The organism is Bosea sp. 685 (assembly GCF_031884435.1).
Taxonomy (GTDB): Bacteria; Pseudomonadota; Alphaproteobacteria; order Rhizobiales; family Beijerinckiaceae; genus Allobosea.
Genome location: NZ_CP134779.1, coordinates 3,079,185 through 3,101,809 on the forward strand (window position 1 = coordinate 3,079,185; position 22,625 = coordinate 3,101,809).

Genomic DNA, 22,625 nt, shown 5'->3' on the forward strand with positions numbered 1-22,625 from the left:
CGTGCTACCGGCCATGGCATGTCAAGCAATGTCGTGCCGCTCGAAACCTTCCTGGACCTGCCCGACCATGCCCGATTGCTCGGGCTCGATCTCGGCACTAAGACGATCGGGCTCGCCTTGTCCGACGTCGAGCGGCAGATCGCGACGCCTCTGGAGACGATCCGCCGGGTCAAGTTCGGGCTCGATGCAGCGGCCCTGCTCAAGATCGCGCAGAGCCACGCCATCGCAGGGCTGATCATCGGCCTGCCGCTCAACATGGACGGCTCGGAAGGGCCGCGCGTTCAGTCGACGCGCGCCTTTGTGCGCAATCTGGCACCGCTCACGCCGCTGCCGGTCGCCTATTGGGACGAGCGCATGTCGACCATGGCCGTCACCCGCACCTTGCTGTTCGCCGACGCCTCACGCGCCAAGCGGGCCGAGGTCGTCGACAAGATGGCTGCCGCTTACATCCTGCAAGGCGCGCTCGACCGGTTGATGCGCATGGAACCGGACGATGCCGGACATGACGACGCCGCGACGGATGGAGCCGACGCGGCGCGTTAGAGCATTTTCGAGCGAAGTGGACACCGGTTCCCTCGCGACAAACGCGAAGCGTTTGCGCGGAGAAAATGCGATAAAACAAGGCTTTAGACGGGCTAAAAAGCCTGATTCACTGCCCGAGGAGCCCGCGCTTGATCAGCTTCTTCTCGGCTTCGCGCTGGTTCTTGATCGCGCGCTTCTGGTCCTCAAGGCTCATGCCGGCGAGAGGATTGCTGTTGCCCCGGCCTGGACCGGGGCGGGCGCCGGGACCCTGATCAGAGCCGCGCCGGCCCTGATCGTAGCCACCGCGATCATCGCGACGGTAACCATCGCGCCGGTCATAGCGGTCCCTACGCTCGTAGCCGTCCCTGCGCTCATAGCCGTTGCGCCGGTCATAATCGGGATCGCGGTCATAGCCGCGATTATACTGGGCCGAGGCCGACCCGGCTCCGCCAATGGCGGACGCCACGAGGCCAAGGCAAAGCCATATCGCCTTGCGATCGTAAGACATCGAATTCCCCCAGTCATGTCGTCAGGCCCGGCCTTTCCAGCCGGGCCCGCATTTTGTGTGTCAACGACCGCCGCGAGCCGGATCGACCGTTCCGTTACGGGAGCGATAGCGTGAGTCGTAGCCACCTTGATAGTACTGGTAGCGCGGGGCGTAGACCGGCGCCTCATAGACAGGTTCCGGCTCGTAATAGACCGGGCGGCGCGGGGCATAATAGCTGTAGCCCTCATCATAGCCGTCATAGGGATCGGCATAGGCCGGGCGGCTCGAGGCGATTGCCGCCGCGCCGAGGATGCCGAGGCCAACCGCACCAGCGACGGCCGCACCGCGCCCGCCATGCCAACCGCGACGATAGCCGCGATAATAGCTGTACTCGGCAGGAGCCGCGTCGAGCCTCTGCGCATCGACCCGCAGTCGGGCCTCGCTTGCGAAGGCAGGTGTCACGAGGGATGGCGTCACGAGCCCCGCGCCTGCGATAGCCGCAGCCGTCACGCCCGCCATGAAAGTCTTGCCCGCAATGAAAACAGTCCTCTTGGAAGCCATGATGGTATCTCCTGAGGTGGTCAGCAGCAGCATCCACAAGATGCCTGCGCCGGCTTGAACACGGCCTGAACCAATCGCGGCAGTATTGCGGCGACAGCAGGCCGCCCATTCCTCTGCGCCCTTGTCCGGGCCTCATCGCCATGACAGGAGAATGGCCCGCCTCGACGATGCTCTCGGTCTCAACAACGAGCGTCTCGGCCGCTTGTTCCGATTCCGGGCGCCGCCAGCCCGCCGCGACCGGCAGCCATCACCTGGATGCGCCCGCGACATGAGCCCGATGATCAACAGCCTCGTCGCCGTCTTCCTGGTGATCGCAACGGGCTGGGGCCTCAAGACTGCGGGCTTCGTCACGGCGGCGCATTGGAGCGGCGTCGAGCGCCTGACCTATCAGGTGCTGTTTCCCGCGGTCGTGATCCATACCCTGGCTGTCGCCGATCTGAGCCGCCTGCCTGTGCTGGCAATGGGCCTGAGCCTGATCCTGACCATACTCTGCGTCGCCGCGGCCCTTCTGTTGAGCCGCCCCCTGCTGCGGCGCCTCGGGATCGAGGGTCCGGCCTTTACCTCGATCTTCCAGGGCTCGGTGCGTTGGAACACCTTTGTGGGCCTGGCGCTTGCCTCGGGGCTCCTGGGCCGCGACGGCGCGACGATGATGGCCATCGCGGTGGCGGCTATGATCCCGCTGCTGAACGTGATGTGCGTGATCGTGCTGGCGCGCTACGCCAACGGGCAACCGATGAGCGCGGCTGCGACAGTGCGCTCGGTCGCGCTCAACCCCTTTATCTGGTCGTCGGCTCTCGGGCTGATCCTCAACCAGCTGCAGTGGCTGCTCCCGGTCGCGGTCGCGACCTATGTCGACATTCTGGGCCGCGCCGCGCTCGGCATCGGGCTGCTGGTGGTAGGGGCCGGGCTCGATCTGGGCCGCCTCGCCAGGCCCCGGCTCGCTCATGGCCTGGCCATCGCGCTCAAGCTCGTCGTCATGCCGGTGCTGGCCTGGACGCTCGCCCGGCAGCTTGGCGTCTCCGGGCCTGCCCTGACGATGACGGTGGTCGCCGCCGCCGTCCCTACCGCCACGGCCGCCTATTTCCTGGCGCGCGACCTCGGTGGCGACGCGCCGCTGATGGCCGAGATCACGACGATGCAGACCTTGCTCGCGCTCGGCACCTTGCCGCTGGCGGTGCTCGTCCTCACCTGAGCGGTCTCTACCATGTTCAGGACAGGCAGATCCAATTTTACACGCATTGATTGTGCTTTCATAAGACCACGCGGATATGGATGAGATCCAGATGTCGCGCGACATCGCGCGCATGATCACGGGAGTTCGGCCCCATGATACCGCGAGGACGAATTACCTTTCCACGCTCCGGCAGCGCCGTGCACGGCGGCGCTCGCTCCGCCTCGCCCGTCGCGATGCTCGCCGACGGGCCACAGCTCTCCGAATTGCAGCAGGCGACCGTGCTCTACATCGAGCGCATGAGCGCGGAGCTGCTCCGGATGGCTAAATCCACCGAGATGGAGACCCTCGCCTATTTCCTGGACATGGCGAGGCTCGAGGCCTCCATCCAGCTCAAGCGCGAGACCGGCGCGACCCTGATGTGAACCGGCAAGGAACAGGGCCAACCCAGGTCAATCTTTGTTAAACTATAGGTTGCAATCTTATATAATTGCACCCAATGGAGGCATAGACGTGACTGCTGCAGCCGACCCCAGCCAAGCCCTCCCTGGAAGCCAACCGCGCAAGAGCCGCGAAGCTTCGTCCGCCATGGCCGCCGCGCCAGCCGGTGCGATCGATGGCTGCGCCGCCCAGCAACGCCAGCTCCAGTTCGAGGTCTCGCGCTACATCGAATTGCTGCTCATCGAGCTCGGCACAATGGCGCGTGCCGCCGATCTGCGGCATCTGGTCTATTTCCTCGAACTGACGCGCCAGGAAGCGAGCGACCAGACCGAGCGTTGCCGCCCCGATCACTGACGGCCTCTCGTACGGCCCACACCTCAGGGCATCAGGCGCGTCAGCAAGCCGCCTGGCTGCCGCAAAACCGTGCCTGAAAGCTCCAGCTCCAGAAGCTCGCGGCTGACGTCGCGGGCGGAACGGCCGCTGGCACGAACGAGATCGTCGATCGAGATCGGCGCAGCGCCAAGCAGATCGAGCAGGTTGATGCCCTGATCGCCAGTCTGCGACGGCAAGACCTTGTCCTGCCAAGCCGTTTCCGCCGGAAATTCCGTCGTCGGCGCGGGCGTAATCCCAGGCAGATCGAGCTCGTCCCATAGCGGGTGCGGTGGAGCCTCACCCGCGCCATCCCGCATCACGGCTCCGCTGCCGCCAGGCCTCTGCTCGAACTCGACCAGCGGCAGCAGCGCCTCGATGACGTGAGCGGCTTCCGCACAAAGCGTCGCGCCCTCACGAATCAGATGGTTGCCCCCCTCGGCGCGCGGATCGAGCGGCGAACCGGGAACCGCGAAAACCTGCCGGCCTTGCTCATTGGCGAAGCGCGCCGTGATCAGCGAGCCCGATTTGCGGGCCGCTTCGACCACCACGGTTCCCAAGGACAGCCCGGAGACGAGCCGGTTGCGCCGCGGAAAATCGCGCCCGCGCGGCGCCCAGCCCATCGGCATCTCGCTGATCCCGGCCCCGGTCTCCAGAAGCCGCCGGAACAAGGGCTCATTCTGAGGCGGATAGACCTCGTCGAGACCGCCGGCCAGCACGGCGATCGTTCCGGTCTTGAGGCTCGCCTCATGGGCTGCGGTGTCGATGCCGCGCGCCAGCCCCGAGACCACGACGAAACCCGCCTCGCCCAGATCGCGCGCCAGCCTGGCTGTGAATTTCTGCCCGGCGGCGGAGGCATTGCGCGAGCCGACGAGCGCAACGCAAGGCCGCAGCAGGGCATCAGTTGCCCCGATCACTGCCAGCAAGGGCGGCGCCGAATCGATCGCCTGCAAGGGCCTCGGATAGGCCGCCTCGCCCAGGGCGATCAAACGGCCGCCCTGATGCCGCAGAGCCGCGAACTCACGCTCGGCCTCGGCCGGCGTGCAGAGCCGCAGCGTGCGGCCGGACTGCCGTGCGAGATCCGGCAGGGCTTCAAGCGCCGCGGCCGCACCGCCGAAGCGGTTCATCAAGGCGCGGAAGGTGCGCGGGCCGACGCTTTCGCTGCGGATCAGTCTCAGCCAATCCAGGCGCTGGCGATCGGTGAGGGCGACGCCAGCCATGCCCGTTCAGTCCTTCTGGCCGATCTTGCCTTCGCGGCCGCCGAGCAGCCGCGCGATGTTCTCCCGGTGCATGTACCAGAGCAGCACGGTGAGCAGCGCCATTACTGACGCCATCTGGTATTCATGCGCCCAGAACCAGAGCAGGAGCGGTGCCAGCACGCTCGCCAGCAGCGCCGAGACCGAGGAATACCGGCTGAGATAGGCGACGCTGAGCCAGATCGCGGCAAAAGTAACGGCAATCGGCCATTTCAGCCCGATCAGGATACCGAGATAGGTGGCGACGCCCTTGCCGCCGCAAAAGCGCAGCCAGACCGGGAAGAGATGGCCGAGAAAGGCTCCGAACCCTGCCAGCAGGGCGGCGCTCTTGCCGCCGACCAGATAGGCGCCGAGCAGCACCGCCGCCGTGCCCTTGAGCATATCGCCGGCCAGCGTCAGCGCCGCGAGCTTCTTGTTGCCGGTGCGCAGCACATTGGTCGCGCCGATATTGCCCGAGCCGATGCTTCGCAGATCCGGTCCGCCCGACAGGCGCGTCAGGATGATCCCGAAGGGAATCGAGCCGAGCAGATAGCCGATGGCGAGGGCCGCACAGAGAGAGGGCCATGACAAGCCCAAATTCATCCAGTCCGGCATGCCGCCCCTCTCGTCTCAGCCCGCACGCGGGAGCTTAGAGCATTGCGCGAAAAAGTGGGTACCGGTTTTTCGCAAGAGCAATGCTCTCAACTCCTGGAATCGATCAGGTTTCCCGCATTCTGATGATGCCGTCCGAATGCGGGAAACCTGATCTAGACCGCGTCGTCGTGATAGACCACCCTGCCCGCGACCAGCGTCGTGCGCACCAGCCCTTCGAGCTTGGCCTCGTCGAAAGGCGAGTTCTTGGCGCGCGATTTGAGCTTGCGCTTGTCGACGACATGGGGGGCGTCGGGATCGAACAAGGCGAGGTCAGCGGGCGCGCCCACCGCAAGCCGGCCGCCGGCCAGGCCCAGCAGACCGGCCGGCCGCGCCGAGAGCGAAGCCAGCAGCGTGGCGAGGCCGATCTGCCCGGCATGGACCATGCGCAGGGCGGCCGGCAGTAAGGTCTCGATGCCGAGCGCGCCATCGGCGGCTTCCGCAAAGGGCTGGCGCTTGGTCTCGACGTCCTGGGGATCATGATCGGACACCACGACGTCGATGACGCCCTCAGCCAGCGCCGCGACCATGGCGAGGCGCTCCTGCTCATGGCGCAAGGGCGGGGAGACCTTGCAGAAGGTGCGATAGTCCCCGACATCGTTCTCGTTCAGCGTCAGGTTGTTGATCGAGACGCCGCAGGTGACGCGCAGTCCCGATGCCTTGGCCCGGCGCACCAGCTCGACCGATTCCGCGCAGGAAATCATCGCCGCGTGGTAGCGCGAGCCGGTCGCCCGTGCGAGCCGGATGTCGCGCTCCAGCATCACGGTCTCGGCCTCGTGGGGGATGCCCGGCAGCCCCTTTCGGCTGGCGAATTCGCCCTCGTTCATGACGCCCGAACCGCGCAGATCGGGATCCTCGACATGGTTCATCAACAGCGCGTCGAAATCGCGGGCGTAGATCATCGCCCGACGCAGCAATTGCGGATTGCGGACCGCCTTGGCACCATCGCCGAACGCCACCGCGCCGGCTTCCAGCAACAGGCCGAACTCGGTGATCTCCTTGCCCAGCATGCCCTTGGTCAGGGCGGCCGACGGCAGGACGTTGACAATCGCCTTGTCGCGGGCGCGGCGCTTGATGAAGTCGATGATCGCGGGGTCGTCGATCGGCGGATCGGTATCGGGCCGGCAGACGACCGTGGTGACGCCGCCTGCGGCGGCGGCTTGCGAGCCGGTGCCAAGCGTTTCGCGGAATTCGGCCCCTGGCTCGCCGAGAAAGGCGCGCAGATCGACCAGCCCCGGCGCCAGAACCAGGCCGCCCGCATCGATCAGCTGCGTGCCTTCCGCGACGGCCGGGCGCGCGCCGCCCCAGACGACGTCCGCGATCAGGCCAGACCGGATGAGGAGCGAACCGCGCTCGTCGCGCCCCGTCGCCGGATCGACGAGCCGGGCGTTGACGATCGCGATGTCCTGAAGTTCAGCCATGGTCGGTTCCATTCCTGCCGTCACGGCTCTGCCTGCGCGCGACGGCATAAGTCCAGAAGCCCACCAGCCCCCAGAACGCCAGACATAAAACGGCACCCGCGGCGACGATGAACCAGGTCCAGCCCGAGCGAGGCTCGGCGTAGAGGAACCCGGCGGAGACGACGAGATAGAGCGCCACGAAGACGTATCGGACCCGGCGCATCAGCTTCAGCAGCAGGGCAAGGGCGAGGTCCACTGCGCTCAGCCATTCGGCAGGTGCTGGGCGAGCGCATCAAGTACGGCCATGCGGACGGCAACGCCCATCTCGACCTGTTCACGGATCAATGACTGTGCGCCGTCGGCGACCTCGGAGGAGATCTCGACGCCGCGGTTCATCGGGCCTGGATGCATCACGAGCGCGTCCGGCTGGGCTGAGTCGAGCTTGTCGCGATCGAGCCCGAAATAGCGGAAATACTCCTTTGGGGACGGCACGAACGCACCATGCATGCGTTCGAGCTGCAGGCGCAGCATCATCACGATGTCAGCGCCTTCCAACCCCTTCTTCATGTCGGTGAAGACAGCGACGCCCATGCGCTCGATGCCGGCCGGCAGCAGGGTCGAGGGGGCGATCAGGCGGACTTTCGCGCCGAGCGCGTTCAAAAGGATGATGTTGGAGCGGGCGACGCGCGAATGCAGGATGTCGCCGCAGATCGCCACCGTCAGCCCGGCGATGCGGCCCTTGTTGCGGCGGATGGTGAGCGCGTCGAGAAGCGCCTGCGTCGGGTGCTCATGGGCGCCGTCGCCGGCATTGACCACGGAGCAATCGACCTTGCGGGCCAAGAGATTGACCGCACCGGCCGCATGATGGCGCACCACCAGGATGTCGGGCCGCATCGCGTTCAGCGTCGCTGCGGTGTCGATCAGCGTCTCGCCCTTCTTCACCGAAGAGGAGGCGACCGACATGTTCATGACGTCGGCGCCGAGCCGCTTGCCGGCGAGCTCGAAGGAGGCCTGCGTCCGGGTCGAGGGCTCGAAGAACAGGTTGATCTGGGTGCGGCCGCGCAGGGTCGCCGTCTTCTTTTCGACCTGCCGGGAGAGCGCGACATAAGTGTCGGCCCTGTCCAACAGCGCCTCGATGTCCAGATGGGACAACCCCTCGATGCCGAGGAGGTGGCGGTGCGGGTAGAGCGGTGCTGGCGATGTCATTTGAAGCAGGGTGTTTAGGCGCGAGTCGTGGCCTGCGCAAGGCACGGTTGCGGCCGCGCCCGCCTTTTTCCCAAGCTGCGTCTCACGCGGCCTCTCACTCGGCCTTCAACGCATAGACATGCTCCTGCCCCGGGAACCGGCGCGCCTTGACCTCCGCGGCATAGGTTGAGACTGCCTGCCTCACCTCAGCAGCGAGATTGCCATAGGTTTTCACGAATTTCGGCACGCGCTCGGTCAAACCGAGCATGTCGTCGAGGACGAGGATCTGGCCGTCGCATGCCACGGACGCGCCGATGCCGATGGTCGGGATACCGACCTTTTCGGTGATCTCCACCGCCAGCGGTTCGGCGACAGCCTCGATCACCATCGCAAAGGCGCCCGCCTGCGCGACCGCCTCGGCATCGGCGAGAATCGCCGGCCACTCGACCTTGCTGCGGCCCTGGGCCTTGAAGCCGCCGAGCGTATTGACCGCCTGCGGCGTCAGGCCGACATGGCCCATCACCGGCACGCCGCGCTCGACCAGGAAGCGGATGGTCTGCGCCATGCGCGCGCCGCCTTCGAGCTTGACCGCGCCGCAACCGGTCTCCTTGAGGATGCGCGCGGCGTTGCGCAGGGCCTGCTCGCGGCTTTCCTCATAGCTGCCGAAAGGCATGTCGACCACAATGAGAGCCTGGCGCGTCGCGCGCATCACGGCCTGGCCATGCAGGATCATCATCTCCAGCGTCACCGGAACGGTGCTGTCGAGCCCATAGACCACCATGCCGAGCGAATCGCCGACCAGGATGAAATCAGCGACCTCGTCGACGATGCCCGCCATCGCGGCGGTATAGGCCGTCAGGGAGACGATCGGCTCGCCGGATTTGCGCGCCTGGATGTCCTGCGCGGTCCGGCGCTTGATCAAGCTGTGTACAGACACAATATCCTCCACTCATCGTCGTCGAACGCCAGCGCCCCCGGTAAGGCCTCCACCGGTCCGGTCAAAGCATAATCGGCGTTTGACAGAGAGAACGGCGTGAACCACTTTCGCGCGCCATTCCGAACCGCTATCAACGCGCCCTGCGCCAAGCTTCGCCAGGCAGGCACATAAAGTGCTTTCCCTGTGCTTTGCCCGGCCCCGTCCTTCGCCCATTGAGACTGAAACGCACCATGAAGCTCCTCGTCGTCGAGTCGCCGGCCAAGGCCAAGACGATCAACAAATATCTCGGCTCGGATTACGAGGTCATCGCCTCGTTCGGGCATATCCGCGACCTGCCCGCCAAGGACGGCTCCGTCGAGCCTGAGCAGGACTTCGCGATGAAGTGGGAGATTGAGGGGCGCGGCGCCAAGCAGGTCGCCGAGATCGTCAAGGCGCTGAAAGGCGCCGACAAGCTGATCCTCGCAACCGACCCGGACCGCGAGGGCGAGGCCATCTCCTGGCACGTGCTGGAAGCGCTGAACGCCAAGCGGGCGCTCAAGGGCATTCCCGTCGAGCGCGTCACCTTTAACGCCGTGACCAAGGACGCCGTGGAGAAGGCGCTGGCCAATCCGCGCCAGGTCGACCAGGCGCTGGTCGACGCCTATCTGGCGCGCCGGGCGCTCGACTATCTCGTCGGCTTCACCCTCTCCCCAGTGCTCTGGCGCAAATTGCCCGGCGCGCGCTCGGCCGGCCGCGTCCAGTCGGTGGCGCTGCGCATCGTCTGCGACCGCGAGCGCGAGATCGAGGCCTTCCGGGCCCGCGAATACTGGTCGCTGGTGGCCACGCTCGCCACCAGCGCAGGCGGCGTCTTCGACGCGCGGCTCGTCGGAGCCGACGGCAAGAAGATCACCCGGCTCGACATCGGCACCGGCGACGAGGCGCGCGCCTTCAAGGCGGCGCTGGAGACCGCCGCCTTCAACGTGGCGAATGTCGAGGCCAAGCCCGTCAAGCGCCACCCCTATCCGCCCTTCCAGACCTCGACCTTGCAGCAGGAGGCCTCGCGCAAGCTGGGCCTCGCCCCGGCGCGGACGATGCAACTGGCGCAGCGGCTCTATGAGGGCGTCGACATCGGCGGCGAGACGGTCGGCCTCATCACCTATATGCGAACCGACGGCGTCGACATGGACGGCTCGGCCATCACCGCCGCCCGACGCGTCATCGGCAAGGAGTTCGGCGACGCCTATGTTCCCGGCGTTCCGCGCAAATACACGGTCAAGGCCAAGAACGCGCAGGAGGCCCATGAGGCGATCCGGCCGACCGATCTCGGCCGCCTGCCCGCAATGGTGGCGCGCCATCTCGAACCCGAGCAGGCGCGGCTCTACGAGCTGATCTGGAAGCGCACCATCGCCAGCCAGATGGAATCGGCCTCACTCGAACGCACCACGGTCGACATTGCCGCCAAGGTCAGCGCGCGCAATCTGGAACTGCGCGCCACCGGCCAGGTCGTGCTCTTCGACGGCTTCCTGACGCTCTATCAGGAGAGCCGTGACGACGAGGAGGACGAGGACTCAAAGAAGCTGCCTGCGATGAAGGATGGCGAGCCGCTCGAGAAGCGCGCCATCGCGGCCGACCAGCACTTCACGGAGCCGCCGCCGCGCTATTCGGAGGCCAGCCTCGTCAAACGCATGGAAGAGCTCGGCATCGGCCGGCCTTCGACCTATGCCGCGACGCTGTCGACCCTGCGCGACCGCGAATATGTCCGCATCGATAAGAAGCGCCTCGTCCCCGAGGACAAGGGCATGCTGGTGACGGCGTTCCTGGAGAGCTTCTTCAAGCGCTATGTCGAGTTCGACTTCACGGCGAATCTCGAGGAACAGCTCGACCGGGTCTCCAACGCCGAGATCGACTGGAAGGTGCTGCTGCGCGAATTCTGGGAAGAATTCACCAAATCGATCGGCGAAACCAAGGATCTGCGCGTCACCGAGGTGCTGGAGGCACTGAACGGCGTGCTCGGCGCCCATGTTTTCCCGGCGCGCGAGGATGGCGGCGATCCGCGCTCCTGCCAGGTTTGCGGCACCGGTACGCTCTCGCTCAAGCTCGGCAAGTTCGGCGCCTTCGTCGGCTGTTCGAACTATCCGGAATGCCGCTACACCCGGCCGCTGACCGTCTCCGCGGCCGATGGCGAAGCCACGACTGAGGGCGGCCAGGGCGCGCCGGGCGTGCGCATCCTCGGCAAGGATCCGGTCACGGAGGTCGATGTCACGCTGCGGGACGGCCGCTTCGGGCCCTATATCCAGCTCGGCGAGGGTGAGAAGCCCAAGCGCTCCAGCCTGCCCAAAGGCATGAGCGCTGCCAGCGTGACGCTGGAGAAGGCCCTGGCGCTGCTGGCGCTGCCAAGGGAGGTCGCGAAGCATCCCGAGAGCGGCGAGCCAATCCTCGTCGGCATCGGCCGCTACGGGCCTTACGTCCAGCATGGCAAGACCTACGCCAATATCGACAAGGATGACGACATCCTCGAGCTCGGCGGCAACCGCGCCATCGACCTGATCGTCGCCAAGGAGAGCGGCGGCGGTGGCAGCCGTTTCGGGCGTGGCGCAGCCGTGCCGGGGCGCGACCTCGGTGAGCATCCGGGCGGCGGCAAGCTCGTCGTCCGCGCCGGCAAATACGGCCCTTACGTCAACTGGGGCAAGGTCAACGCGACCCTACCCAAGACAATGACGCAGGAGGCGATCACGCTCGAACAGGCGGTCGAACTCGTCAACGCCAAGGCCGAGGCCAGCGGCGTCAAGGGTGGCGGGAAGCCCAAAGCTGCGGCGAAGGCGAAGGCTCCGGCCAAGGCTGCCGTGAAATCCGCAGCCAAGCCGAAAGCCACTGCAAAGGCAAAGGCGCCAGCCAAGGCAGCGGCTAAACCGAAAGCCGCCGCGAAGGCCTGACCAGCCCGAGCCGTCATTCCGGGGCTTCGCGCAGCGAAGAGCCCGGAACCCAGAACCGATGCCGTTACAGTTGAAGCGCGGTCCTTCCGGCGCCTTTCTGATCATCGTCATCGGTTCTGGGTTCCGGGCTCAGGCCTGCGGCCTGCCCCGGAATGACGGCTTGGCTCCCTTGCAGAACGCTCTAGCTACCGGCTCGCCACGACGACCAGTCGCTTAACCTCGCCGCGCAGATAGGCGTGCAGGAACTTGTCGTAGTCCTTGAACGACACGCAGCCATTCGAATCGCCGTTGGGGCCGAGCAGATAGGTGTGGGTCAGGAGGCCGGCGCGGCCATGGATCGCACCGCTGCCGCCAACGGGATTGAGGCGCAGCGCCCGCACGCCATGGAACAGCGCCTCGCGCTCGGTCAGATCATAGGTATGCGGCGGCGTGACGCCCTGCATCCGGACATGGGCGAAACGGGGGTCGTCCAGCTTGTCGCCGAGGCCTGAATGCGCCTCCAAACGATCGCCATTGGGCATGTAGACCGTGCGCGCGCTGATGTCGTAGATCGCCGTCGCCTGCACTGAGCCGATCATCGGCGCCGTGCCGGGGCTGAGCCGGCGTCCGCGTGAACGGTCGACGACATCATCCTCGGGCGCTGCGTAGGCGAGAGCGGGCCCGGCCGGCTGCGGCGGCACGCCGAAGAATTTTTCGAAGAACGAACGATTGTCCGGTGCCTGCGCAGGCGCGGCCGCGACCTTGGGCCGGCGCGCCGGCTGACGCAGCACGATGGCCGGCGGCTCGCGGGTCTCCGGGGGCTTGAGCTCCGAGGGCCGTGCGATCGGCAGCGGTGCGCCGGACACGAGCCTGGGCGCTGCAGGGGTCTTGAGAATTTCCGACACGGACCCGCTCGAAGGAAGGGCGCCAGGAGCAATGCTTCCGGTCGTGTCCACGTCACGCGGGACGATGGGAGCGGAGGCCGGAACAGTTGGTTGCGACAGGATGGCCGGGGCGAGCGAAGCCGTCTGCAACGGCGTGTTGACGCGGAAACCCGCATCCAGCGGCGCACTGCGCCCCAATGTGGTGGGCGCAGGGCCGAGCTTGAATTCGGAGTTCAGGAGATCGCTGTAAACCCTTGCTGCCTCTGTTTTTTGCAGCGACGCAGCCGCCGTCCGCACAGGCCTCGCTTCATGGGTCGCCGGCCTGTCCTGCGATCCATCCATCGCCAGGAAACCAAGTGCGGTGGTGGCCGCGACGAAGGCAAGCTGGAGCAACACCTTGCGGCGCAGCCGGGCGCGGGAGCGCAACCTGACTGCACGCGGCCTGTAGCCTTGGTCCGACATCGGGGCGGCGCTCTCAACTCAACAACGCAACACGCCGCCTGCCCCAGCGAACGAAACCCAAAGCGGCCGGCTCTCCGCCGCGCTCGAACAGGAGCACGGGCCAAGACAGGCGCTGATCGTCCATGCGGGGAAGCCAGCAACTCAACTGATCTCAGTAAAATCCCGCGTGGTTAATTGCCGGTGAATCCAACGCGGCAATTTGCGACAAAAAAACGCGGCGGACCAATCCGGTCCGCCGCGCCCCATAGATTGCCGCGTTGAAACGCTTCCAGCTGCCCCCAGCCGCTCAGAGCGGCTTCAGCCCGGCCTCGATCTGCGCCCGCTTCGGCTCCAGGAAGGGCGGCAGGGCGAGCGTCTCGCCCATTGTCTTGGCCGGCTCGTCGGCTGAGAAGCCGGGCTCGTCAGTGGCGATCTCGATCAGGATGCCGTTCGGCTCGCGCAAATAAAGCGAGCGGAAATAGAAGCGGTCGACCTTGCCGCTATTGGGATAGCCGGCCGCCTTGAGCCGGTCCGCCCAGGCGTCGTAATCGGCAAAGGTCGGTGTGCGCAGCGCGAGGTGATGCACGCCGCCTGCCCCTTCGCGCGCCTGCGGCGCATCGGGTTCAACAGAGACATGCAGCTCGGCAGCCGGACCACCCTCCCCGATCTTGAAGACATGGATCTCGCCGCTGGCGTGGGCAGCATCGCGATAGGATGCGATGCGTTCCAGTCCGAGAAGCTGGGTCAGCACGACCTCGGTGCGCTCGAGCTTCGGCACCGAGATGGTAACGGGCCCGAGCCCGCGAATCTGATGCTCGGCAGGAACCGGGCTCTTCTCCCAGACGACGAAGGGGATCTCGCCGCCATCTGCGAGCAATGTCAGGCGCTGGCCTTCCGGATCCTCGAAATCGACGGCTGGGCGGCCATTGATCGCGCGAATCGCTGAAACCTCGACTCCGGCCTTGGTCAGACGCTCGCGCCACCATTCCAGCGACGCCTCATTGGCGACACGCAGGGAAGTGCGATTGATCGAATGCGTGCCGCGCCGGGCCGGTGAGGCAGGCCAGTCGAAAAAGGTCAGGTCCGATCCGGGCGAGCCCGCGCCATCGGCATAGAACAGGTGATAGGCCGAGGTGTCGTCCTGGTTCACCGTCTTCTTGACCAACCGCATGCCCAGCGTCTCGGCATAGAAGCGGCGATTGCCCGGCGCATCGGCCGAGATGGCGGTAACGTGGTGAATGCCGGTGAGCTTCATCGGGAACCTCATGATTGGGGCGCGAGGGCCGGATGGCCCGCTATCTGCGCTGGAGATAGCGCGCTCCGCCGCCAGCGGAAGCCCCCATCGCCCAATCCTAACCTTGCATACACGCAATCAACTGAGAGCAACGACTATACTAGCGCGCGTCTGCGCAAGCGGATTCTACTGCGCTACGGAGTCGTCGTAGCCGGTGGAGCGGAGATTTGCGGAGCCGTAGCCTTGTCGGCAGGCGTCGCGGGTGTCGTGCAGTCCTGCGGCTTGGCCTTGCAATCATAGACCATGGTCGGTGCGGCCGACTGTCCGGAACTCCCCGCCGACGGCAGGATCATGTTCTGGCCCTTGTCGACCTGCGAGGGATGCGTCGTCACCGGGCCGAGCCCGCTGTTGGATTGCGGTGCGACGGCCGGGGGCGATTGCGGCGGCGTGACCGTCCCCTGGGCGAACGCGGCGAGAGAGCCAGTCGCGACGGCAAGCGCGGCGACGAGCGAACGGGTGGTGGCGAGCATGTCGGTCCTTCTGGCTGGGACTGTGATGCTCAATAAACAGGCGGACGCAGGGGATGTTCCCCCGGCGCCTGGCTTCAAGCCGAGACCGCGTGGCGGCTCGGTTTGGCCTTGAGCTTCAGCGCCTCGCTGTCCTCGCGCTCGCGCGGGGTGTTGCGCATGAGCTGGTCCTTGCCGGGCTGATATTGCATGGGCTGCGCGATATCGACGCCATACCAGGCGGCGGCGCGCAGCACGAAAGAGGGATCAGCCAGATGCGGCCGGCCGAGCGCGACGAGATCGGCGCGGCCTGAAGCGATGATGGTGTTGACCTGGTCGGCCGAGGTGATGTTGCCGACGCACATGGTCGCGACGCGAGCCTCGTTGCGGATCTGATCGGAAAACGGCGTCTGGAACATGCGGCCATAGATCGGGCGGCTGTCATTGACGGTCTGCCCGGTCGAGACGTCGACGAGATCGCAGCCCTCCTCCGCGAAGGCCGTGGAGATCGCGATCATGTCCTGCGGGGTCACGCCGCCCGCCTTCCAGTCGGTCGCGGAGATGCGCACCGACATCGGCTTCTCCAGCGGCCAGGTCTCGCGCAGGGCCCGGAAGACCTCGAGCGGATAGCGCAGGCGGTTCTCGACCGAGCCGCCATACTCATCCGTCCGGTGATTGGTCAGCGGCGAGAGGAAGCTCGCCAAGAGATAGCCATGGGCGCAGTGCAGCTCCAGCATGTCGAATCCGGCGCGCTCGCCACGCTGCGCTGCCGCGACGAACTCGGCCTTCACCCGGTCCATGTCGGAACGGCTCATCTCGCCCGGAATCTGGCTCTCCGGGTAATAGGGCAAGGGCGAGGCCGAGATGATCGGCCAGGCGCCCTCCTCCAGCGGCTTGTCCATGCCGTCCCACATCAATTTGGTCGCGCCCTTGCGCCCGGCATGGCCGAGCTGGAGGCAGATTTTTGCCGCCGAATTGGCATGGACGAAGCCGACGATCCGGGCCCAGGCGGCTTCCTGCGCGTCGGTATAGAGCCCGGCGCAGCCCGGCGTGATGCGCGCATCGGCCGCCACGCAGGTCATTTCGGTGAAGATCAGCCCGGGGCCGCCAATGGCGCGCGAGCCGTAATGCATCAGGTGCCAGTCATTGGGCAGGCCATCCTGCGCCGAATACTGGCACATCGGCGAGAGCACCATACGGTTCTCGACCTGCATCTCACGCAGCTTGAGCGGCTGGAAGGCCGGCGGCACAGGCGCGCCGTCCTTGCGGGTCCGGGCGAGCGGACCAAGCTCCTGCGCGACCAGCCTGTCGATCGCCGCGACGAAGCCCGGCGCACGCAGGGCCAGATTGTCATAGGTGATCGCCTTGGAGCGCGTCATCAGGCCGAAGGCGAAGCGCAGCGGGTCGAAATCCCAGAAGCGGCGCAGCTGCTCGAACCAGACCAGCGAGACATCGGCTGCGTGCTGGGTCTTCTCGACCTCCTCGCGGCGCGTGCGCTCGAACAATGCGAGCGCTTCGGTGACGTTCAATTGCGCCTTGCCGAAGGCCTTGTGCAGCGCGATCGCGTCTTCCATGGCGAGCTTGGTGCCCGAGCCGATCGAGAAATGCGCCGTCGCCTTGGCGTCGCCGATCAGGACGACGTTCTCCGAGACCCAGTTGCGGCAGCGGATCATCGGGAAATTCCGCCAGAGCGAGCGATTGGTGACCAGCTTATGGCCCTGCAGCTCCTCGGCGAAGACGCCTTCGAGAAAGGCTGCCGATTCGGCTTCGCCCAGCTTATCGAGCCCGGCCCTGGCGAAGGTCTCGGGGTCGGTCTCCAGCACCCAGGTCGAGCGGCCGACCTCATATTGGTAGCAATGAGCGATGAAGAGCCCGAATTCGGTTTCCTTGAAGAAGAAATTGAAGGCGTCGAAGGGGCGGGTCGATCCCATCCAGGTGAAGATGTTGGGACGCAGATCGGTCTCGGGCTGGAAGCGCTCGCGCCAACCCTCGCGGATCCGGCTGTTGATGCCGTCAGCGGCGACGACGAGATCGTAATCGCGCTTCAGCGCCTCGATATCGGCGGCCTCCTCGCCAAACCGAAGCTCGACGCCGAGCTCGCGGGCGCGAGCCTGCACCAGCATGAGCAGCGAACGGCGCGAACAGCCGCAGAAACCGTTGCCGGAGACGCGGTGCACGCTCTCCTTGAAATGGATCTCGACATCGTCCCAGTATGCGAAATTGTCGCGGATCGCGGCATAGCTCGTCGCATCGGCCGCCTTGAAGGTGTCGAGCGTCTGGTCGGAGAAGACGACGCCAAAGCCGAAAGTGTCGTCGGGCTGGTTGCGCTCGAAGACCGTGACCTCGAGCTGCGGCCAGTCGCGCTTCATCAGGAGCGCGAAATAGAGCCCGGCGGGTCCGCCGCCAACGACCGCGATGCGCATCATGACCTCCGAAACATGGGCTGTAAAATTATTTTAGGTCTAAAATAATTTTATCTCAAGAGGATCATTTCATTCGCCGACTCATTCAAGCTCCAAGCATAAAATCGGACATATAAGAGCCAGGCAGCTCGGTTTTTATCGAATCCGCCAGCCTGCTTCGAATCCGATCACGGCGCTTGCAAATTCCTTTAGACCTAAAATATATTGCCCCATCAGGAGGTCGCTCGGGATGGCTCTGGCAGGACGGCATGCACTGGTGACAGGCGGCGGACGCGGCATCGGCCGTGCCATCGCAGCCGCGCTGAAACACGAGGGCGCGCGCGTCAGCATCATCGGGCGCGATGCGAAGGTTCTGCAAGAGGCGGTCGAGGCCGGCGACGCCGACGCGTTCATGTCCTGCGATATCCGCGACGAGGCAGCGACAGCCACCGCTACTGCCGCCTTGGCGCAAACCCAGCCCTTCGACATCGTCATCGCCAATGCCGGCGCGGTCGAGACCGGTCCGTTCGCGCGCAGCGATGCCGAGCGCTTCCGGCGCATGAACGAAATCAACCTGATCGGAACGGTCAACGCCTTCCACGCGGTGCTGCCCGGCATGCTGGAGCGCCGCGATGGCCGCTTGATCGCGATAGCCTCGACCGCCGGGCATCGTGGCTACGCTTATGTGTCCGCCTATGCCGCCGCCAAGCATGCCGTGATCGGCCTGGTGCGCTCGCTCGCGCTGGAAACGGCGCGCGCCGGCGTCACGGTCAACGCGATCTGCCCCGGCTACACCGATACCGACATGGTCGCAGGCGGCATCAGCGCGATCACCGCCAAGACCGGCCTCACGGATGAGCAGGCGCTGGCGCAATTGGTGAAGGATAATCCGCAGGGGCGTTTGATCGCGCCGCAGGAGATTGCCGCCGCCGTGCTCTATCTCTGCGGGCCGGCCAGCCAATCCATCACCGGACAATCGATCCTGATCAATGGCGGGGAGTTCTAGGCCATGGAAACGCCCTCCCCCAGCCTCGTGCTCGACCGCGAGACCAAGGCCAGTGAACGCCCCGGCGATCACAAGGACGAGTTGCGGCTCTGGCTCAGAATGCTGACCTGCTCGACCCTGATCGAGACCGAGATCCGCAACCGCCTGCGTGAGGAGTTCAAGACGACGCTGCCGCGCTTCGACCTGATGGCGCAGCTCGAGAAATCGACCACCGGCATGACCGTCGGCGAGGTCTCGCAGCGATTGATGGTCTCGAACGGCAATGTCACCGCCGTCGTCGCCGGGCTCCTGGCCGACGGGCTCGTCGACAAGCGCGCCGCCGCGCAGGACCGGCGCGTGCAGGTGCTGACGCTGACAGCGCAGGGGCGCAAGGCCTTCAAGGCGATGGCCGAGCGGCATGAGGGCTGGATCGCGGAGCTTTTCGCGGGGCTCGACCATGCCGAGACCACACAACTGTTCCGGCTGCTCGGCCGCACCAAAACCTCCCTGCATGCGGCCATCGCGCAGCGCGCCAACGGAGACAAGGCATGAGTCTCGCCAACGCCACGACCTTGCCGCTGGCAGGTTTCACACCGGCACATTTCGAGCTGAACGTCGCCGGCAAGGTCGCGACGGTGACGCTGAACCGGCCTGAGAAGAAGAATCCGCTGACCTTCGCAAGCTACCGCGAACTCACCGATTTCTTCCTGGCCGCGCAGAAGGAAGAGGATGTCAAGGCGATCGTCGTCACCGGCACAGGCGGCAACTTCTCCTCAGGCGGCGACGTCTTCGAGATCATCGGGCCGCTGGTCGCGATGGAGACCAAGGAGCTTTTGAAGTTCACCCGCATGACCGGGGAACTGGTCAAGGCGATGCGCGCCTGCCCGCAGCCGGTCATCGCCGCGATCGACGGCATCTGCGCCGGCGCGGGCGCGATCATGGCGATGGCGTCGGATCTGCGGCTGGGCACGGCCGAGGCCAAGATCGCCTTCCTGTTCAACCGTGTCGGCCTGGCCGGCTGCGACATGGGCGCCTGCGCGATGCTGCCGCGCATCGTCGGCCAGGGACGCGCCGCCGAATTGCTCTACACCGGCCGCGCGCTGAAGGGCGAGGAGGCCGAACGCTGGGGCTTCCTCAACCGGCTCGTGACCAAGGAGAGCCTGCTCGCTGAGGCCCAGGCCCTGGCAGCCGAGCTCGCCGACGGGCCGACCTTCGCCAACGCCATGACCAAGCGCATGCTCGAAATGGAATGGGCAATGTCGGTCGAGAGCGCGATCGAGGCAGAAGCCGTAGCGCAGGCCTTGTGCATGCAGACAGAAGATTTCGCCCGCGCCTACCACGCCTTCGCCAACAAGCAGAAGCCTGTCTTCGAGGGGAATTGAGATGGCAGGCAGCGGCATTCTCGGCCAGGCGGCCTCGGGTAATGCGAGTTTGGGCATGGCGATCCTGGGCGACACGCTCGACTGGCCCTTCTTCGAGGATCGCCATCGCCGCTTCGCCGAAACGCTTTCGGCCTGGGCCGACGCCACCCTGCCCGGCTTGCCGCATGACGATGTCGACGCCGCCTGCCGAGCCCGCGTCAAGGCGCTTGGCGAGGCGGGCTTCCTCAAGGCTGTCGTGCCGGCGGCTTTCGGCGGCCTGAGCGAGGCGCTCGACGTCCGCACGCTTTGCCTCGCCCGCGAGATCTTGGCGGCGCGCGACGGGCTCGCCGATTTCGCCTTCGCCATGCAGGGGCTCGGCACGGGGTCGATCACGCTCGCGGGCTCCCAGGCGATGAAGCAGCGCATCCTGCCCGGCATCCGCGACGGCAATCGCATCGCGGCCTTCGCATTATCGGAGAAGGAGGCCGGCTCCGACGTCGCCGCCATGGCGACGACCGCGACGCCGGACGGCAACGCGCATATCCGGATCGACGGCGAAAAGACCTGGATCTCGAATGGCGGCATCGCCGACCATTATGTCGTCTTCGCCCGCTCCGGCGAAGCGCCGGGCGCACGCGGCCTCTCGGCCTATCTGGTCGAGGCGGACACGCCGGGCCTGAGCATTGCCGAGCGCATCGACGTGATCGCGCCACACCCGCTCGCCACCTTGCGCTTCGATGCCTGCCGCATCCCGGTCGAAAACCGCATCGGCGGCCCCGGCGACGGCTTCAAGGTCGCGATGGCGACGCTCGACATCTTCCGCTCGACAGTCGGCGCGGCCGCACTCGGTTTCGCACGGCGGGCGCTGCACGAGACGGTCTCGCACGCCAATGGCCGCAAGCTGTTCGGCGGCACGCTCGGCGACCTGCAATTGTCGCAAGCCGCCATCGCCGACAGCGCGGCCGAGGTCGATGCGGCCGCACTGCTGGTCTATCGCGCCGCCTGGACCAAGGATCGCGGCGCGCCTCGCGTCACCCGCGAGGCGGCGCTCGCCAAACTCGTCGCAACAGAGAATGCCCAGCGCGTCATCGACCGTGCCGTCCAGATTCATGGCGGGCTCGGCGTGACCAAGGGCGTCAAGGTGGAGGAATTGTACCGGGAAATCAGGGCTTTGCGCATCTATGAGGGCGCTAGCGAGGTCCAGAAGGTCGTGATCGCACGCGACCTTCTCAAGATACATGCCGCTAGAGCCGGATCCGATCAGGTTACGACGCAACCTGATTAGGCAGGGGGACGAGATGACAGCAACCGGATTCGCGAAATCGGGACATGAGGACGGTTTCGCGCGGGACAACCTGCCGCCGCGCGACAGCTGGCCCGATCTCAGGCTGACAGAAGCGGGGCTGAGCTATCCGGAACGGCTCAATGTCGTCACGGAACTGCTCGACCGCCATGTCTCGGACGGGCGCGGCGGACGGACCGCGATCATCGCGGGCGATCTGCACTGGAGCTATGCCGATCTCGCCGAACAGGTGAACCGCATCGCCAATGTGCTGATACGCGACCTCGGCATGGTCGCGGGTAACCGCGTGCTGCTGCGCGCCGCCAACACGCCGATGATGGTGGCGAGCTATCTCGCCGTGCTGAAGGCCGGCGGCGTTGTGGTCGCGACCATGCCGATGCTGCGCGTGGGTGAGCTCACCTATCCGATCCGCAAGGCGAAGATTTCGCTGGCGCTGTGCGACCATCGCTTGCTCTCCGACCTGGAGGCTGCCCAGGCACAGGCCCCGGAGCTGACACGGATCGTGAGCTGGGGCGATGATACGACTGGTAGCCTCGACACGCTGATGCGCCAGCCCGGTTATGAGAGCTTCACCGCCGCCGACACGGCGAGCGACGATGTCTGCCTGATCGGCTTCACCTCCGGCACGACCGGCGAGCCCAAGGGCACGATGCATTTCCAGCGCGACATCCTGGCAATCTGCGACTGCTATGGCGCCCGCGTGCTCAAGGCTTCTCCAGATGACCGCTTCATCGGCTCGCCGCCGCTCGCCTTCACCTTCGGGCTCGGCGGGCTCGTGCTCTTCCCGATGCGGATCGGCGCGGCGATGATCCTGCCGGAGAAGGCCGGCCCGCCCGATCTGATCGACGCGATCGAGCGTCACAAGGCCTCCGTCATCTTCACCGCGCCGACGGCCTATCGCGCCATGCTCGACCGGCTCGACGGGCGCGACATCTCCAGCTTGCGCATCTGCGTCTCGGCCGGCGAGGCCCTGCCTAAGCCGACTTTCGAGGCTTGGGCTGCCAAGACCGGCCTGCCGCTGATGGACGGCATCGGCGCGACCGAGATGCTGCACATCTTCATCGCCGCACCGCGCGAGACGATCAGGCCGGGCGCGACCGGTCTCCCCGTTCCCGGCTATGAAGCCAAGATCGTCGACGAGGCCGGTCTCGACTGCCCCGACGGCACGCCCGGCCGGCTGGCGGTGCGCGGCCCGACGGGCTGCCGCTATCTCGCCGATGCGCGCCAGGCCAGATATGTGCTGGATGGCTGGAACATCACCGGCGACACTTATCTGCGCGATGCGGACGGCTATTTCTGGTACCAGGCCCGCTCCGACGACATGATCATCTCGGCCGGCTACAACATCGCCGGTCCCGAGGTCGAAATCTGCCTGCTGACGCACCCTGCCGTCGCCGAATGCGGCGTCGTCGGCGCGCCCTGCCCGGATCGGGGGCAGATCGTCAAAGCCTATGTCGTGCTGCGCGAGGGCTTCCAGGACGATGCGAACCTCGTCAAGGAGTTGCAGGAGCACGTGAAAGCGCATATCGCGCCCTATAAATACCCGCGTGCCGTCGCGTTCGTGACGGCGCTGCCCAAAACTCCGACCGGCAAGCTGCAGCGCTTCGCATTGCGCGAGATCGCGCGCGGCGAGGCCTGACCCTTCTTCGCAACACGAGC

22 protein-coding genes are annotated in these 22,625 nt (G+C 66.1%); 10 read left to right on the forward strand and 12 right to left on the reverse strand.

Annotated elements, in window-relative coordinates:
* Positions 1-18: 18 nt before the first annotated feature.
* Positions 19-543, forward strand: coding sequence for a Holliday junction resolvase RuvX (gene ruvX, locus RMR04_RS15940; protein ID WP_311915574.1), 525 nt, complete (start codon positions 19-21; stop codon positions 541-543).
* A 106-nt stretch (positions 544-649) separates the two neighbouring features.
* On the opposite strand, the gene RMR04_RS15945 is transcribed toward ruvX, so the two are convergent.
* Together RMR04_RS15945 and RMR04_RS15950 are read right to left on the reverse strand one after the other, a co-directional pair.
* The gene (locus RMR04_RS15945) at positions 650-1,030 is read right to left on the reverse strand and encodes a hypothetical protein (protein ID WP_311915575.1); all 381 of its coding nucleotides are present in this window, start codon (positions 1,028-1,030) and stop codon (positions 650-652) included.
* 60 nt (positions 1,031-1,090) lie between these two features.
* Positions 1,091-1,570, reverse strand: a complete 480-nt coding sequence (locus RMR04_RS15950; protein ID WP_311915577.1) for a hypothetical protein — start codon at positions 1,568-1,570, stop codon at positions 1,091-1,093.
* A 268-nt stretch (positions 1,571-1,838) separates the two neighbouring features.
* Here RMR04_RS15950 and RMR04_RS15955 point away from each other — a divergent pair, with 268 nt between their 5' ends.
* From RMR04_RS15955 to RMR04_RS15965, 3 genes are all read left to right on the forward strand, one after another.
* Positions 1,839-2,762: an AEC family transporter gene (locus tag RMR04_RS15955; RefSeq protein WP_311915578.1), complete on the forward strand. Its 924-nt coding sequence runs from the start codon at positions 1,839-1,841 to the stop codon at positions 2,760-2,762.
* A gap of 134 nt (positions 2,763-2,896) precedes the next feature.
* Positions 2,897-3,166 (forward strand): hypothetical protein, encoded by a 270-nt coding sequence (locus RMR04_RS15960; protein ID WP_311915580.1) that lies wholly within the window; start codon positions 2,897-2,899, stop codon positions 3,164-3,166.
* A 163-nt stretch (positions 3,167-3,329) separates the two neighbouring features.
* Positions 3,330-3,536, forward strand: coding sequence for a hypothetical protein (locus RMR04_RS15965; protein WP_311915582.1), 207 nt, complete (start codon positions 3,330-3,332; stop codon positions 3,534-3,536).
* A gap of 23 nt (positions 3,537-3,559) precedes the next feature.
* On the opposite strand, the gene dprA is transcribed toward RMR04_RS15965, so the two are convergent.
* From dprA to panB, 6 genes are all read right to left on the reverse strand, one after another.
* On the reverse strand, positions 3,560-4,771 hold the full coding sequence (gene dprA / locus RMR04_RS15970; protein ID WP_311915583.1) for a DNA-processing protein DprA: 1,212 nt from the start codon (positions 4,769-4,771) through the stop codon (positions 3,560-3,562).
* Positions 4,772-4,777: 6 nt separating this feature from the next.
* Positions 4,778-5,401 (reverse strand): glycerol-3-phosphate 1-O-acyltransferase PlsY, encoded by a 624-nt coding sequence (gene plsY / locus RMR04_RS15975; protein WP_311915584.1) that lies wholly within the window; start codon positions 5,399-5,401, stop codon positions 4,778-4,780.
* 152 nt (positions 5,402-5,553) lie between these two features.
* On the reverse strand, positions 5,554-6,858 hold the full coding sequence (gene pyrC / locus RMR04_RS15980; RefSeq protein ID WP_311915585.1) for a dihydroorotase: 1,305 nt from the start codon (positions 6,856-6,858) through the stop codon (positions 5,554-5,556).
* The gene (locus RMR04_RS15985) at positions 6,851-7,093 is read right to left on the reverse strand and encodes a hypothetical protein (protein ID WP_311915586.1); all 243 of its coding nucleotides are present in this window, start codon (positions 7,091-7,093) and stop codon (positions 6,851-6,853) included. Before RMR04_RS15985 ends, pyrC begins: the two co-directional genes overlap by 8 nt.
* A gap of 5 nt (positions 7,094-7,098) precedes the next feature.
* Positions 7,099-8,043 (reverse strand): aspartate carbamoyltransferase catalytic subunit, encoded by a 945-nt coding sequence (locus RMR04_RS15990; protein ID WP_311915588.1) that lies wholly within the window; start codon positions 8,041-8,043, stop codon positions 7,099-7,101.
* A gap of 94 nt (positions 8,044-8,137) precedes the next feature.
* The gene (panB, locus tag RMR04_RS15995) at positions 8,138-8,959 is read right to left on the reverse strand and encodes a 3-methyl-2-oxobutanoate hydroxymethyltransferase (protein ID WP_311915589.1); all 822 of its coding nucleotides are present in this window, start codon (positions 8,957-8,959) and stop codon (positions 8,138-8,140) included.
* Positions 8,960-9,189: 230 nt separating this feature from the next.
* On the opposite strand from panB, the gene topA reads away from it, so the two are divergent.
* Complete coding sequence (topA, locus tag RMR04_RS16000; protein WP_311915590.1) at positions 9,190-11,871, forward strand: type I DNA topoisomerase; 2,682 nt, start codon at positions 9,190-9,192, stop codon at positions 11,869-11,871.
* A 185-nt stretch (positions 11,872-12,056) separates the two neighbouring features.
* Here the strand turns inward: topA and RMR04_RS16005 are convergent, their stop codons facing one another.
* From RMR04_RS16005 to RMR04_RS16020, 4 genes are all read right to left on the reverse strand, one after another.
* On the reverse strand, positions 12,057-12,755 hold the full coding sequence (locus RMR04_RS16005) for a DUF2778 domain-containing protein (RefSeq protein WP_410492251.1): 699 nt from the start codon (positions 12,753-12,755) through the stop codon (positions 12,057-12,059).
* Between the two features lie 727 nt (positions 12,756-13,482).
* Positions 13,483-14,430 (reverse strand): ring-cleaving dioxygenase, encoded by a 948-nt coding sequence (locus RMR04_RS16010; protein ID WP_311915591.1) that lies wholly within the window; start codon positions 14,428-14,430, stop codon positions 13,483-13,485.
* A gap of 173 nt (positions 14,431-14,603) precedes the next feature.
* Positions 14,604-14,939 (reverse strand): hypothetical protein, encoded by a 336-nt coding sequence (locus tag RMR04_RS16015; RefSeq protein ID WP_311915592.1) that lies wholly within the window; start codon positions 14,937-14,939, stop codon positions 14,604-14,606.
* Positions 14,940-15,013: 74 nt separating this feature from the next.
* The gene (locus RMR04_RS16020; protein WP_311915593.1) at positions 15,014-17,338 is read right to left on the reverse strand and encodes a bifunctional salicylyl-CoA 5-hydroxylase/oxidoreductase; all 2,325 of its coding nucleotides are present in this window, start codon (positions 17,336-17,338) and stop codon (positions 15,014-15,016) included.
* A gap of 229 nt (positions 17,339-17,567) precedes the next feature.
* Here RMR04_RS16020 and RMR04_RS16025 point away from each other — a divergent pair, with 229 nt between their 5' ends.
* From RMR04_RS16025 to RMR04_RS16045, 5 genes are read left to right on the forward strand one after another with little or no spacing between them, the layout of a single operon-like run.
* Complete coding sequence (locus RMR04_RS16025) at positions 17,568-18,323, forward strand: SDR family NAD(P)-dependent oxidoreductase (RefSeq protein ID WP_311915594.1); 756 nt, start codon at positions 17,568-17,570, stop codon at positions 18,321-18,323.
* Positions 18,324-18,326: 3 nt separating this feature from the next.
* Positions 18,327-18,854: a MarR family winged helix-turn-helix transcriptional regulator gene (locus tag RMR04_RS16030; protein WP_311915595.1), complete on the forward strand. Its 528-nt coding sequence runs from the start codon at positions 18,327-18,329 to the stop codon at positions 18,852-18,854.
* Positions 18,851-19,684, forward strand: a complete 834-nt coding sequence (locus RMR04_RS16035; RefSeq protein WP_311915596.1) for an enoyl-CoA hydratase family protein — start codon at positions 18,851-18,853, stop codon at positions 19,682-19,684. Before RMR04_RS16030 ends, RMR04_RS16035 begins: the two co-directional genes overlap by 4 nt.
* Positions 19,685-19,739: 55 nt before the next feature.
* Positions 19,740-20,948 carry an acyl-CoA dehydrogenase family protein gene (locus RMR04_RS16040; protein WP_311915857.1) on the forward strand — a complete coding sequence of 403 codons (1,209 nt, stop codon included), beginning with the start codon at positions 19,740-19,742 and terminating at the stop codon, positions 20,946-20,948.
* A gap of 13 nt (positions 20,949-20,961) precedes the next feature.
* Positions 20,962-22,605, forward strand: coding sequence for a benzoate-CoA ligase family protein (locus RMR04_RS16045; protein WP_311915597.1), 1,644 nt, complete (start codon positions 20,962-20,964; stop codon positions 22,603-22,605).
* The last annotated feature ends 20 nt before the right edge of the window (positions 22,606-22,625 follow it).

What these genes read in the sequence shown, in the direction of transcription:
- RMR04_RS15945 (WP_311915575.1), bottom strand. Translation starts at nt 1,030, where the DNA reads ATGTCTTACGATCGCAAGGCGATATGGCTTTGCCTTGGCCTCGTGGCG.
- plsY (WP_311915584.1), bottom strand. Translation starts at nt 5,401, where the DNA reads ATGCCGGACTGGATGAATTTGGGCTTGTCATGGCCCTCTCTCTGTGCG.
- topA (WP_311915590.1), top strand. Translation starts at nt 9,190, where the DNA reads ATGAAGCTCCTCGTCGTCGAGTCGCCGGCCAAGGCCAAGACGATCAAC.
- RMR04_RS16025 (WP_311915594.1), top strand. Translation starts at nt 17,568, where the DNA reads ATGGCTCTGGCAGGACGGCATGCACTGGTGACAGGCGGCGGACGCGGC.
- RMR04_RS16035 (WP_311915596.1), top strand. Translation starts at nt 18,851, where the DNA reads ATGAGTCTCGCCAACGCCACGACCTTGCCGCTGGCAGGTTTCACACCG.
- RMR04_RS16040 (WP_311915857.1), top strand. Translation starts at nt 19,740, where the DNA reads ATGGCGATCCTGGGCGACACGCTCGACTGGCCCTTCTTCGAGGATCGC.
- RMR04_RS16045 (WP_311915597.1), top strand. Translation starts at nt 20,962, where the DNA reads ATGACAGCAACCGGATTCGCGAAATCGGGACATGAGGACGGTTTCGCG.
- ruvX (WP_311915574.1), top strand. Translation starts at nt 19, where the DNA reads ATGTCAAGCAATGTCGTGCCGCTCGAAACCTTCCTGGACCTGCCCGAC.
- RMR04_RS15955 (WP_311915578.1), top strand. Translation starts at nt 1,839, where the DNA reads ATGAGCCCGATGATCAACAGCCTCGTCGCCGTCTTCCTGGTGATCGCA.
- RMR04_RS15950 (WP_311915577.1), bottom strand. Translation starts at nt 1,570, where the DNA reads ATGGCTTCCAAGAGGACTGTTTTCATTGCGGGCAAGACTTTCATGGCG.
- RMR04_RS16020 (WP_311915593.1), bottom strand. Translation starts at nt 17,338, where the DNA reads ATGCGCATCGCGGTCGTTGGCGGCGGACCCGCCGGGCTCTATTTCGCG.
- RMR04_RS16015 (WP_311915592.1), bottom strand. Translation starts at nt 14,939, where the DNA reads ATGCTCGCCACCACCCGTTCGCTCGTCGCCGCGCTTGCCGTCGCGACT.
- RMR04_RS15990 (WP_311915588.1), bottom strand. Translation starts at nt 8,043, where the DNA reads ATGACATCGCCAGCACCGCTCTACCCGCACCGCCACCTCCTCGGCATC.
- dprA (WP_311915583.1), bottom strand. Translation starts at nt 4,771, where the DNA reads ATGGCTGGCGTCGCCCTCACCGATCGCCAGCGCCTGGATTGGCTGAGA.
- RMR04_RS15960 (WP_311915580.1), top strand. Translation starts at nt 2,897, where the DNA reads ATGATACCGCGAGGACGAATTACCTTTCCACGCTCCGGCAGCGCCGTG.
- RMR04_RS15965 (WP_311915582.1), top strand. Translation starts at nt 3,330, where the DNA reads ATGGCCGCCGCGCCAGCCGGTGCGATCGATGGCTGCGCCGCCCAGCAA.
- pyrC (WP_311915585.1), bottom strand. Translation starts at nt 6,858, where the DNA reads ATGGCTGAACTTCAGGACATCGCGATCGTCAACGCCCGGCTCGTCGAT.
- RMR04_RS16010 (WP_311915591.1), bottom strand. Translation starts at nt 14,430, where the DNA reads ATGAAGCTCACCGGCATTCACCACGTTACCGCCATCTCGGCCGATGCG.
- RMR04_RS16030 (WP_311915595.1), top strand. Translation starts at nt 18,327, where the DNA reads ATGGAAACGCCCTCCCCCAGCCTCGTGCTCGACCGCGAGACCAAGGCC.